Origin of the sequence: Oceaniferula marina (assembly GCF_013391475.1) — a bacterium.
Classification (GTDB): domain Bacteria; phylum Verrucomicrobiota; class Verrucomicrobiia; order Verrucomicrobiales; family Akkermansiaceae; genus Oceaniferula; species Oceaniferula marina.
In genome coordinates, this window is the sequence record NZ_JACBAZ010000004.1 from 33438 (window position 1) to 45713 (window position 12276).

The following is a 12276-nucleotide window of genomic DNA, read 5'->3' on the forward strand; positions in this document are numbered from 1 at the left end:
CCTACAAATTAACCGATGAGGTTGCAAGCGCGGGCGCGTTTGATCTCACGGGTGATCTTACGGTGAAGCTTGGCAGATACGCCGGTCACACGACGAGGAAGGATCTTCCCGGTCTCGGTGGTGAACTGCTTCAAAAGCTCAAAGTTCTTGTAGTTGATCTCAGCTTCAGGAATGTCGTGACGACGGTGTGGCATCGGACGGTTTGCCTTCCAGTAAGCAATACGACGTTCCTTGTTCTTTGGAGTAGATATCGAGGACATGATAAATGATTGGGTAAATAATTGAATCAGAGCAAACGGACTATCGAAGCTCGCGGTGCAGAGTGCGACGACGCAGGAAAGGGTTGTATTTAACCTTCTCCAAGCGGCCCGGTGTGTTCAGGCTCTTCTTGTTACGGGTAGACGTGTAGCGGGAAGTCGGCTTTCCTTCAGCCTTGGCTTCCGTGCATTCGAGAATGATAATGTCGCGTGGCATGGTTCTGTAGTGGTAAAGTGTCTGGATAAATAGCTGTGAGGCGTTCAAGTGGCAGGCGGTTCAGCGCCTGGCCATCTCTGGAAAAAACCGAACGGATCACTCGGCTTTAGCCCTCGCAGAAGGCGGGGACGCGCAAACTACGCATTTTGGGGCGTTGGTCAAGCAGAGAATCTGAGGAATTGCGATTTTTCTCCTCATTTAGCGCATGGCTCCGCTTGAAAATGTGAAATCCGAACGTGTGCTCTGGGCGCTCTGGTTGTTCTCCTGCTCCCATTTCATCTGGCATTGCACGGTAAAACGGGCAAAAGGAATAGCCTCCAGGCGCTCTTTCGGGATCTTTTCACCGGACATTTCACAGACTCCGTAGACTCCACGGTTACAGCGGTCGATCGCCTGCTCGATCTCATTCAGAGCATCCTGCTCCTTGGCGAGCAGATTCAGGGCAAAATCACGGTCATAGGAATCACTACCAGCATCACCGGTGTGTTGTCCTCCCGCTCCGGTTTCCATGCCGTCCGTGTTCTTCAATGTGTCATGGGTCACCCCATACATGGCATCAAGCAATCCATCACGCAGGTCAAGCAAGCGCTGATGCTGCTTTTTGGCAAATCCCTTGAGTTCGACAGGCTTGACGGGTTCAGCAGGCTTGGCCTCAGTCTTCTTAGCCGCAGCTTTTTTAGCTACGGTTTTTTTCGCTGTCTTTTTGGCTGCAGCCTTTTTCACGGTTTTTTTCGCAGCTTTTTTAGCGGGAGATGTCGTTTTTTCAGTTGTTTTTTTCTTAGCAGCCATGGTTTTGAGAGAATGGAATGATCATTATTCCAGAGGGGATGGATACCCGGCAACAGTCGTTATCCACGTTGAAGGGCGGCAATCGCTAATCGTTATCGACTCCGACTGCAAGCGAAAATTCCAAGATTTATCGACGCCCAATACTCAGCCCAGCCCCTGGCCTCATTCAGGACCCTTTGAAGCTCAGTGCTTTTTGCGAGCCTCATACTTCTTCTTCTCTAACATAACCCACGACTGATCCTGATCGGACAGCTTGCGGAAAGAGGTGGACCCGCGGTTACCATCGGGATCGATCAAGGTAACTTTCCCCGGCTGAAAGCGGTATAATTTGGCAAAGGTTTTGCGACCATCCCGACTGGTCCACATCCGGTAGCCTTTTTTTTCCAATTTTTCTCTCCAGGCACCGTAGTCGTCGGCGGCTTTATTGACATCCCCCTTCATTCGGCCCCAGTAGTAATCGGCATATCCTGGTTTGAAACCACGGTATCTGGCTTCCACAGCCCCCCTCGGAGATAGGATCAAGACCGTTGGGTGACCTTTGACCTTGTAACGTTTTTTAAGGTTCTCAATGTACTTAAGCTTGCGCACCCCAATGTCCCTCCCCCGTTCTTTCGAGGGGATCGAACTGTCCACCCGCAATCGGACCACACTCATCGAAGCCCAACCATCAAAATCCCCATGGGAGAATAATTCATTGCTCAGCTTGCGACACAATGGACTGTGCTGGGTGTCGGTAAACCAGATCAACAAGGGCTGCCCGGTATGACGAGATTGCTTACTGGCTTCCACGTAACTCTCGTGCCAAGACTTGTTTTCCGGCTTTTTCCACAGCTCCTCCAAACCGCCGGGCATAGGAACCGAATCATCTTCCGGAGCCCAAACAATATCATCATCCGATACTACTCCGGCAGCAGACACAGAAACGTTTACGTCAGCACCAACTGGTAATACGTCATGCCCCCGAACTTTACCACCAGCTTGTTTATAGGCATCCAAACCCGCCAAGGGGTCATCCTCGGGAGCTGTGGAAGAGCAAGAAACCACCAAACAGGCAAGCAGTAGACTCAGACAAAAGCGCCAGCACATAAAGAAAGAATGCCAAGGAGAACAGACCTTGGCAATCCGCAATTTCCACGCCGTCTATGCAAAACCGAAGAGACTCACCAACTCAATACGAACAAAATCCACCCAAGCACCAGATATCGAAAAGGAACCCACCAACCATGAATAGAGAAGATGACGGAATGACGGGCAGCAGGAAGCGCTGTGCATTTTCAGAATACAGAAATCAGAAAGCGACGTCAGCCCCCTGCCCTATGCTCACAGGTGTAGAAACCATCCCCCCCAGTTAAATGGTCGGACCCAAACGATGTAGGCGGCAATGCCCCCGGAGCGGGTCTCGGGCTAAAAAAACATCACTTTCTTGTGGCAGCGTTCTCGATCCCAACGTATCTCTCAAGGAGCAAATCCGTCACTGCTCAATCCGCAATCCCACACGACAATGTCCAACGCCCCAGACAGCCCGATTCAACTGGATGGTCAGCTTTTACTCGCCGACCCATCGCTGCGTGATGGCATCTTCCACAAGAGTGTGGTCTTTCTTTCCGAGCACAATCTCGAAGATGGAGCTTACGGCTTGATCCTGAATCACCCCACCGAACAAACCGTGGGTGATCTCCTCCCCTCAAACGAATTTCAAGAGCTGAATAACATCCGGGTCTACCTCGGAGGGCCGATTGGTCAGGAGCACCTCACCTTTGCCGCATTCACCTCCACTCAGAAGCAGGTCAGACTCAAAACCAGGATCCCGGCCAGTGAAGCCATCAAACGCTCACAGCAACCCGGAACCCTGATTCGGGCATTCGCCGGCTACTCCGGCTGGTCATCTGGACAACTCGAAAACGAACTGCGCCACAATTCCTGGATTTCGACCAACGCCAATCAGGAACTGCTTTCACTGGACCATGATAAAAACCTCTGGGGCCGCCTCCTGCGAGGCATCTCCCCCTACCACCAGATTCTGGCGGAAGCCCCTGACGATATTTTCTCCAACTAGCCCCCCCGGGCTAGAAACTTCTTGAGCCCACCTCATGCCGGGTTGCCCGCCCTTCAGGACAAAAGCAACCTCTTAATAACGCTTCCAAACCGAAGGCATAAACAACACCAGCATCGCATAAAGCTCCAGACGTCCTAGGATCATCAGCAGGGAGAGAAAAACCTTGGTCACCGGCAGTAAATGGCCAAAGTTCTCCGCAGGCCCCACCTCTCCAAACCCGGGACCAATATTGGCCAAGGTAGCCACTACGGCACCAAAAGCGGTGATCATGTCCATCTCGTTCGACGCCTCAACCAAGGCCACCAAAAAACACGAGATCAATATAATAAAAGCGTAGAGGGAAACAAATACCATCGTCTGAGCCCGGTCATTCGCCCCCAAGGCATTGCCATTGACATGCATCCGGAAAATCCGATTCGGACGGAATGCTTTCACAATCTCAAACCGGGCCGTTTTGAGAAACACGATCAGGCGACTAACCTTTAAGCCACCGGCCGTCGACCCCGAACAGCCACCTAGCAACATCAACCCAGCCAGCAGGATAAGTGCAAACCCCGGCCAGGAGGCATAATCCACGGTTCCGTAACCCGTCGTCGAGGCAATGGATGTCACCGTAAACCAGGAGTGCCGAAGAGCCGTCAAAGGATGCATTCCTTGGGAAGCAGCCACCCCACTACCGATCACCACCGCTGAAGCAAAACAAAGGACGATAAAAAACAAACCCTCCTCGTCATCCTTGAGACGCTTCCACCGCTTGCGAAGCAGCACCACCCAGAATAGGAAGCTGATACTGCAGATCACCATAAACAAGCTCAGCCACAACTCAATCAACCACCCGTTCGTCCAGTGCGAATAGTGGGCAATACTCGCATTATGCGGACTGAACCCACCGGTCGAAACCACCGTAAAGGCATGGCTGATCGCATTGTATGTCGTCAGGCCCATGAGTTTGAGCCCCACCGCGCAGACTGCCGTAATACAGACATAGATATACCATAGCGTCATCGCTGTGTCGCGAATCCTCGCCGTTGTTGCCTCACCAGTTTGAAACGAAGATTCATTGCGAAACAGGGACTTTGACCCCATTCCCAAATAAGAAAGAATGGCAACGAACAAGACCAGAATCCCCATCCCTCCCATCCACTGTGTGACAGATCGCCACATCAAGATCCCCCGCGGCCAGGAAGCAATATCCGTCATCACCGTCGATCCGGTAGTCGTAAACCCCGAAACAGACTCAAACAAGGCATCTGCTGGCGGCAGGCTGGGATCACCGAGCATGTAAGGCAAACTTCCGAACACCCCGCACAACACCCAGCCGAGACCAACCACCACAATCCCCTCACGCCGAGGAATACGATCAATCTTCACAATCCCCCCCAACATCAGCATCGCACCTCCCGCAGCGGTAATCATCGCCGCTAGGAACAAGGGATAGGGGTCATCATCATGCGACAACGAGTCAATCCAGGCAAACAAACCACACGCCGCCATGGCAATGCTTTCCAGCAAGAGCAAGGCACCTAGAAACCGACCTAAAATACGAAAATTCATCTCTCTGATCCGCGCATCAACGCACTAATTTCAGGAATTTCTTCCGCACCTTCGGAGCCACCATCGCATAGATCGTGTCTCCAGGGTGCAGCACATCATCCGGTCCGGGAACGGTGGCATGTAACCCCCGCATGCGGGCGACCAGAATACAGCCCTCGGGCCACTCGACCTCGGACACCATATGTTCTGCGGCCAGAGACCCACTGGTCACCTGAGTTTCGATCACCTCACCGGCTCCCATTTTTTTCACCGTATGGAAATTATCAGAGGTCAGGAAGCGTTCAATTTCTCTCCGAGCCGCATCACGCGGACTCACTGCAGCCAAAACCCCGAAATGACGGCCGCTGCCGCTGATCGCCTTGGCGTAGTCCGCCCGGTGAATCAGAGTCAGACAGTTTTTGGTTCCCAAATCATGCGCCTGTAAACACGACATCACGTTATCCTCGTCACTACCACAAGCTGCCACAAAAAAGTCAGCATCTCCGACCTGTTCCTCTTCCAGCTCAGACAGCACCGTTCCATCCACATTGATCACCGTGGTGTTGGATAACAAACCGGTCAGCTCCTCGGCTCGCTCAGGGTCCCGCTCGAGGATTCTCACCTTGCACTGGAAGCTCTCCAGCATCTGGGCCAAGGAAAACCCATACTCACCACCACCAAAAATCACCACCCGCAAGGCATCCTGGGACCCCTCACCTTTCTGAAGCCGCTGAGCCAACTTCCTCAGCTTATTCGGGTCGCCAAAAATCGTAACCACATCACCCGCCTGCAACGAATCGCTGGCCGTCGGCACAAAATGCTCACCGCCACGGGTGATCGATGCCACCCGGGTCCGCTCAGGAGCTTTGAGCTCGACCAAGCGCTTTCCTACCGCGTCACTGCGCTGACCGATACGAACCTGCTGCAACTCAATCCGACCGCGCGCAACCTCCTCGACGAGCAGGGAGTTCGGGTTCCGGATAAACTTGGAAAGCTCAATCGCCGTCAATCGCTCCGAGCTAAAGGTATGATCCACCCCGAAATGCCCACGGTAATCAAAAAGCCATTCTTCCCGCTGTAGGCCCGGATGCACCCGGGCAATCACTTTCTTAGCATCCAGCTTTTTCGCCATGGATGCCGCCATCAGGTTCACCGGCGTGTCACTGGTCAATGCCAGAAACAAATCACACTCCGCCACGCCGGCTTCCACCAAAAGCGTTGCTCCCGATCCAGAGCCGGTCAGCACCCGGGCATCGATCTGTTGTTCAAGCTCCGCTGCCACCTGTGAATCCCGCTCAATCACCACAATACTATGTGCTTCACGAGACAAGGACAGAGCCAGATGGCGTCCAATTTCTCCAGCTCCTACAATGATAATATTCATACGTGCAGCCTCGGCCGCAGAGCCGTTTTGCCACCCTCTAGCATAAATTGCAAGGATGATCACACCGCCCCCCCAGCACCCCATACAGACTCACCGCACCACCACACTCGTCCTATTACCCAAAGCAATGCATCGACTCCACACCAAGAAAACAACCCCGTCTACATCCACGAAATCTTCCTCCACCTCGCTGCCCCATCGACGACCATTCCGGCCTCTCTAGCCCCTCAATTTTCAACTTATTCACAACTTACTCACGACTTGTTCAGACTCAGCAGGCTCGCATTTTCAACCTAAAAAAAAGCGATTGATTCCATCGCATGTAAAGTTATTCATATCTTACTCATAGTTTATTCACAAAAATGTCCAATAGCTCCGGATTTCCACTTCAAACTTCTCCCCAACTTATTCCCATTCATTTCTTACATTCCCCAGATTGACCTTGCCGGATTTTCCGTTACAAGGGGCTGCACCCATGGCTACCCAGACAGCAGAACCATTCAAAAAACAAAAAAAGGAAGGCCCCGCACTTCAGAAAGCTCCTGAAAACGAGGAACATCAAAGTGCCGCCCGGGCCCTGCCGCATGCAATCGGACCGGAAAAAAGCCTGCTGTCCTCGATGTTCCAGGATCCTCAGGAATACATCGCCCAAGCGATTGAAAACAAGCTCACCGAGGAGCACTTCTACCTACCCGCCCACGGATCCCTGTTTCGTGTGATGCTGGAGTTTTTCGAAAAAAGCCTCCCCATCGAGCTCGTCTCCCTGTCCCAGACACTGATGGACCGAGACCTGATGACCGCGGTCGGAGGCCCCGCCGCCATCACGGAAATCTACACCTACGCCCCCACCCACGCCCACTTCTCCCACCACCTCGAGATCGTCAAAGACAAGTACGTGCTGCGCTCGATCATCAGCCACTGCACCGAAGCCATCTCCCGAGCATACGAAGAACAGGAAGAAGTCGAATCCCTGCTCGACAACGTGGAACAGCAGGTGCTGGCAATCCGGGAAGGCGCGGAAAAGCAAGAAGGGCTCTCGATGGAAATTACGGTCAAACAAGTGCTCGAAACCTTCGAAGACCTAATCTCAGGCCGAGGACAAGGCAACGGATTATCCACCGGCTACATAAAGATCGACGAGATGTCCAGCGGCCTGAAAGCCGGTGAAATGTTCATTATCGCAGCCCGCCCCTCGATGGGAAAAACCTCCTTCGCCATGAACCTGGTCGAGCACATCTGCCTCGACCAAGGAAACCCCGCCATGGTCTTCTCTCTGGAAATGAGCTCCGCCCAGCTCGTCGAGCGTTTACTCTACGCCCGGGCCCGCTTTGCCAAATCCAACATCACCAAAGGATTCAACCCATCCAAAGCCGACCTACTCAACGTCAAAAAGGCAGCGGAAACCATCAAGGACTGTAAACTCTTCATCGATGATACCCCCTCGATCTCCATCAACGAACTTCGGGCCAAGGCCAGACGGAAGAAAAAAGAGGCCGATATCCAGGTCATCGCCATCGATTACCTCCAGCTGATGCGTTCGAACTCCAAACAGGCCCAGAATTCACGGGAACGGGAGGTGGCTGAGATCTCAGCCGGACTCAAAGCCCTCGCCAAAGAACTCGAAATCCCGGTCATCGTGCTTGCCCAGCTCAACCGGGGACCGGAAGGCCGGGTCGGAACAACCGGCGGAGGTGGCAAACCCCGTATGTCCGACCTCCGTGAATCCGGATCCATCGAGCAGGACGCCGACATGGTTGGCCTGCTCTACCGCTCAGCCTATTATGCCGACAACGAAGCCGACCGCAACGAGCGCGACGGCGAAGCCGTCCTCGTGATTGCCAAAAACCGGAACGGCCCGACTGGTGACGTCCCTCTCAGCTTCATCAAAGAAATCATGCGTTTCGAAACTCGTGAGTGGCGCGACGGCGAACTCGAAGGAGAGTAACATCCCGCCTGAAAAGCCGTGCCTCAAGATGTAAAAAAACCGTGTTCAAATCATTTCAGCTGTGATTTAATCGGCCAGCCACGCTCTAGCCATCATTTTTATGGAACTTGATCTCACAGACTCTTCCCTCGATCTCAAGGCCACCACTCCCCGCGAGTTGGAGGAAATCCTCGAAGATCCCTTTGCCATACGCTTCCTTCCCGACTTGGAACGCGAAGATGGAGAGGCCCGCTACTACACCCTTGGGCGCACGGTTCAAGACCGACACCTTTTTCTCGCCTTCTGGACCAACGGTAAAACGGCCCGCATCATTGCCGCTCGGGACATGACCGATGCCGAAATCCGTTTCTACCAGCGCAACTACGGCGAAATCAACTAATCCATCCCAACATGAATACCGTTAGTTCTTGGAAAGACATTCCCACCTTTGAATCCGAAGCTGAGGAGGCCACCTACTGGATGGACCACGAGCTCGACCCGAAACTCATGGTCAGCTCCACCCACAAGCCGGACTCCCGCGAGTCCACCACCATCACCCTGCGCTTCGACCCCCGCATGCTGGCCCGCATCAAACGCCTGGCCCGCTCACGTTTCCTCAACTACCAATCGATGATGAAACAATGGCTGGCAGAACGCATCGAGGAGGAAAACAAAAACCTCCCCAACGGCTGACCCTGCCGTCCGGGAATCGAGGTCACACAATGCCCCCTTTAACAGGCCTGATGCTCACAAGCACAGAACCGGACCAAAGGACCACGTCTCGATCAAAGATTCCTGACTTGACGAAATCGCGACTCTCTTTTACATCCGCGCCGCACGGAAACCGTGCCCACCATTTTTCAAAGCGCCCGTAGCTCAGTTGGATAGAGCACCGGATTTCTAATCCGTAGGTCACAGGTTCGAATCCTGTCGGGCGTGCTTCCTTAAAAGCACGACAGGATGAGAACCATGGTTCGAGCGCACACGCAGTGCGTGCATCACGCATTTTCCATCCATCAGAAATCCGGAGGAGGATTTCTGCATCCCCGCACAGACTGCAGCGGAGCCAGGTCAATCCTGTCGGGCGTGCTTTTTTAAAAAGCACGACAGGATGAGAACCATGGTTCGTGCGCACACGTAGCGCGTGTATCACGCATCTCCCCGAAAATACATCCAGAAGACTTACACCAGTTTCTAGGAAGCCCTTCCCAACACGTCTCAACGTCACCTCAAGTCCGAGTTGCGAATTAAAAAACGACTTATGAAAGGAGGGGAAACAAGGTTGACGACCCGACAACAACCAATAGCCGCTAAAGCTCTGAGCCAAAACCAATTGAAAATTGGCTGACGAATAAAACAACATTTAAATCGTCATAAATAACGAATAAGTTGAATTATAGCAGTTAATTCGTCATAAAATACGAATTCAATCAAAACAAAACACACCTCTTCCATCATTTATCATGAATAATTAATTCGTCATATATTACGAATAAAATAAATAAAAACTGAAAATTCGTCTTATATTACGACTTGCAAATGATATTAAACCAACCATGATAAAGGCATGAAATTTCAAGAGTTACATCATGACGCTGCCACTCTGCAAGAGTTAGGGCGAAGGCTGGCCAGGCTCCGCATCGACATGAATTTGACTCAGGCAGATCTGGCCCGACGAGCGGGTGTGGGAAAACGAACCCTCGAGAGGCTTGAGGCTGGAGAGACAACCCAGACCCGCACCTTGTTCCGCATCTTTCGTGAACTCGACCTGTTCGAAAAGTTAGAGCTCTTACTTCCTGAACCCGGCACCCGCCCGCTGCACGCCGTCAAACAGCGAGACAATCCTCCGAAAAGAGCGTCGAAGAAAAAAACGAATCGTACCACAATGAAAAACTGGAAATGGGGAGATGAGGCATGAGCACACAGGCAATCGTCAGACTTTGGGGGACGGACGTCGGCTACCTCAACCTTGAAGAAAATCAGGAAATTGCCGATTTTGAGTATGACCGCGACTTCCTCCGCAGCGGCATCGAAATCGCACCTCTTAGCCTCCCCTTAGCATCACGCGTCTACCGTTTTCCAGAACTTCCATTCGGGTCTTTTCATGGACTTCCAGGATTATTGGCAGACTCATTACCCGACAAATTCGGCAACGCTATCATTGATATCTGGTTGGCAACCATGGGTCGAAAACCGGAAACGTTCAACGCAGTGGAGCGACTATGCTACATCGGAACAAGAGGAATGGGAGCACTGGAATTCAAACCCGCAAAACCGCTGGGCAGACCGAGCAAAACACAAATCCATGTAGGCCGACTGGTTGAGCTCGCTTCAGAAATTCTATCCCACCGATCATCACTCTCTACCGTGTTTGCGGATCGCAAAAAAGACCAAGCTGTCCGAGAAATTCTACGTGTAGGCACATCAGCTGGCGGGGCAAGAGCCAAGGCCCTCATCGCCTGGAACCCACAAACCAACGAAGTGAGATCGGGACAAGTCACTGCCGATCCGGGCTATGAGTACTGGCTTATGAAGTTTGACGGAGTCAAAAGCAACCGCGATAAGGAACTGGCAGATCCGGAAGGCTTTGGAGCGATTGAATACGCTTACTACAGCATGGCAAAGGATGCCGGAATATCCATGACGCCTTGTCGGTTGTTTGAGGAAAACGGAAGACGCCACTTCATGACGAAGCGATTTGACCGGACAGACAAGGGGGCCAAGCTCCATATGCAATCATTGGCCGCACTTGCTCACTTCGACTTCAACATGGCTGGTGCTTATGGGTATGAGCAGGCAATAATGGCTATTCAGGAGCTCAAGCTAGGCCCCGATGCCATCGAACAACAATTTCGACGTATGGTCTTCAATATCGTAGCTAGAAATCAAGATGATCACGTCAAGAACATCGCTTTTCTCATGGACAGACAAGGCCATTGGTCTCTGTCTCCTGCATTCGATGTCACCTACAGCTATAACCCGGCAGGTGACTGGACATCGGCACATCAAATGACCCTGAACCAAAAACGAGACAACTTCGCAATGCGCGATTTTGAGTCTTGCGGTCAACTTGCCCGCCTGAAACAGGGAGAAGCAAAGTCCATGCTTACTGACATTCAGACAGTTGTATCTAAATGGCGAGACTATGCCGATGAAGCAGGGGTTCGCCCTGATCAACGCGATGAAATACACGGTAATCTACGCCTTGATTCATTCTGATACCCCCCCGAGGAGCGCATCATCAATAGGTGCAGAATATCATAAAGCAGAGCATTCAAACTCCCTTTCTTACCTTGGCGTATATCAGATAGCCAGCCCCCAGAGTAGCTATCAACAGGCAAGCGATAGGCCAAGCTCCACCGAATGAATCGACAAGCCCCTGCTCTTCTCCCTTGGATCGAGCCCCCGATCCACGCTCATACTCCTCAAGCATTCGCTTCCTCTCAGGAGCCTTCTTGCCGGCAGCCCCTCTCTTGATCATTTCTCCGAAACCCTTGAATGAATGACGCTCACGATCATCCATTCTAGCCCAGATACGATTCCACAGCCCCACATCAGACGCATCGCCATAAACAACCAGCACCCGCAACTGATTCCGAATATCGTAATCGAGGTGAACGCCAGCTTCCCAGTCCCTGGCTCGCAGAGCCTCCCTAGCATAATCTAGCATCAAGCCATTATTAAGCTCTGTCTTGAAAAAGATACTATAGGCATATCGGCGTAATAAGGAGTGCCCATTTGTCGATACCACCTCCAGAAAGTATCCCTCAGCCGTATCCGGATAATCATTGATGATCTGATCTACTATTATAGTTTGAGCCTCCCGTTTCTCCTCTTCTAGGCCAGGATACGGGACATCGTTACTGGAAACCTCTACATAACTGGAAATCAACCCCATGAACTCCCTCGGAACCCCAGAAACCTCAAGATGATCCAACATCGAAGTGCTTTTCTTGAGATTACTCCCCGCCCCCTCGACTAACGCCCCCATCAGGACGAAAGAAGCAAACAAACAGAAAACAACCTGCTTCATGGATACATTTCTAACCTAACCTAATCAAACATCAAGACCAACATCCGCTGGGCAAGCGCCGTCCGCTCATACTTCACGGCAGC

General features: G+C 52.2%; 13 protein-coding genes and 1 tRNA gene. 7 read left to right on the top strand and 7 right to left on the bottom strand.

Features of this window, described 5'->3' with window-relative positions:
* Window positions 1-8: 8 nt before the first annotated feature.
* The 4 genes from rpsR to HW115_RS10350 all read right to left on the bottom strand — a co-directional run bounded on the left by rpsR (window position 9) and on the right by HW115_RS10350 (window position 2349).
* Window positions 9-260 (bottom strand): 30S ribosomal protein S18, encoded by a 252-nt coding sequence (gene rpsR, locus HW115_RS10335; RefSeq protein WP_178932616.1) that lies wholly within the window; start codon window positions 258-260, stop codon window positions 9-11.
* Window positions 261-300: 40 nt separating this feature from the next.
* Window positions 301-474 carry a 50S ribosomal protein L33 gene (rpmG, locus tag HW115_RS10340; protein WP_178932617.1) on the bottom strand — a complete coding sequence of 58 codons (174 nt, stop codon included), beginning with the start codon at window positions 472-474 and terminating at the stop codon, window positions 301-303.
* A gap of 198 nt (window positions 475-672) precedes the next feature.
* Entirely contained in the window at window positions 673-1263 is a 591-nt protein-coding gene (locus tag HW115_RS10345) for a TraR/DksA family transcriptional regulator (protein ID WP_178932618.1), read from the bottom strand.
* Between the two features lie 183 nt (window positions 1264-1446).
* Complete coding sequence (locus tag HW115_RS10350) at window positions 1447-2349, bottom strand: thioredoxin family protein (RefSeq protein WP_178932619.1); 903 nt, start codon at window positions 2347-2349, stop codon at window positions 1447-1449.
* Window positions 2350-2764: 415 nt separating this feature from the next.
* On the opposite strand from HW115_RS10350, the gene HW115_RS10355 reads away from it, so the two are divergent.
* The gene (locus tag HW115_RS10355; RefSeq protein ID WP_178932620.1) at window positions 2765-3319 is read left to right on the top strand and encodes a YqgE/AlgH family protein; all 555 of its coding nucleotides are present in this window, start codon (window positions 2765-2767) and stop codon (window positions 3317-3319) included.
* 72 nt (window positions 3320-3391) lie between these two features.
* On the opposite strand, the gene HW115_RS10360 is transcribed toward HW115_RS10355, so the two are convergent.
* A complete protein-coding gene (locus HW115_RS10360; protein ID WP_178932621.1) occupies window positions 3392-4873 on the bottom strand; it encodes a TrkH family potassium uptake protein in 1482 nt (493 codons plus the stop codon).
* Between the two features lie 16 nt (window positions 4874-4889).
* Window positions 4890-6236 carry a Trk system potassium transporter TrkA gene (trkA, locus tag HW115_RS10365; protein ID WP_178932623.1) on the bottom strand — a complete coding sequence of 449 codons (1347 nt, stop codon included), beginning with the start codon at window positions 6234-6236 and terminating at the stop codon, window positions 4890-4892.
* Window positions 6237-6711: 475 nt separating this feature from the next.
* Here trkA and dnaB point away from each other — a divergent pair, with 475 nt between their 5' ends.
* From dnaB to HW115_RS10395, 6 genes are all read left to right on the top strand, one after another.
* The gene (gene dnaB / locus HW115_RS10370; protein WP_178932625.1) at window positions 6712-8181 is read left to right on the top strand and encodes a replicative DNA helicase; all 1470 of its coding nucleotides are present in this window, start codon (window positions 6712-6714) and stop codon (window positions 8179-8181) included.
* Between the two features lie 100 nt (window positions 8182-8281).
* Window positions 8282-8560: a BrnT family toxin gene (locus tag HW115_RS10375; RefSeq protein ID WP_178932627.1), complete on the top strand. Its 279-nt coding sequence runs from the start codon at window positions 8282-8284 to the stop codon at window positions 8558-8560.
* Window positions 8561-8571: 11 nt separating this feature from the next.
* Window positions 8572-8853: a CopG family antitoxin gene (locus tag HW115_RS10380; protein ID WP_178932629.1), complete on the top strand. Its 282-nt coding sequence runs from the start codon at window positions 8572-8574 to the stop codon at window positions 8851-8853.
* 172 nt (window positions 8854-9025) lie between these two features.
* Window positions 9026-9099: transfer RNA gene (locus HW115_RS10385), tRNA-Arg, on the top strand.
* A 628-nt stretch (window positions 9100-9727) separates the two neighbouring features.
* Window positions 9728-10078 carry a helix-turn-helix domain-containing protein gene (locus tag HW115_RS10390; RefSeq protein WP_178932631.1) on the top strand — a complete coding sequence of 117 codons (351 nt, stop codon included), beginning with the start codon at window positions 9728-9730 and terminating at the stop codon, window positions 10076-10078.
* Complete coding sequence (locus HW115_RS10395; RefSeq protein WP_178932633.1) at window positions 10075-11379, top strand: type II toxin-antitoxin system HipA family toxin; 1305 nt, start codon at window positions 10075-10077, stop codon at window positions 11377-11379. The genes HW115_RS10390 and HW115_RS10395 overlap by 4 nt, the downstream gene beginning before the upstream one ends.
* A 55-nt stretch (window positions 11380-11434) precedes the next feature.
* Here the strand turns inward: HW115_RS10395 and HW115_RS10400 are convergent, their stop codons facing one another.
* A complete protein-coding gene (locus HW115_RS10400) occupies window positions 11435-12193 on the bottom strand; it encodes a hypothetical protein (protein ID WP_178932635.1) in 759 nt (252 codons plus the stop codon).
* Window positions 12194-12276: the final 83 nt, after the last annotated feature.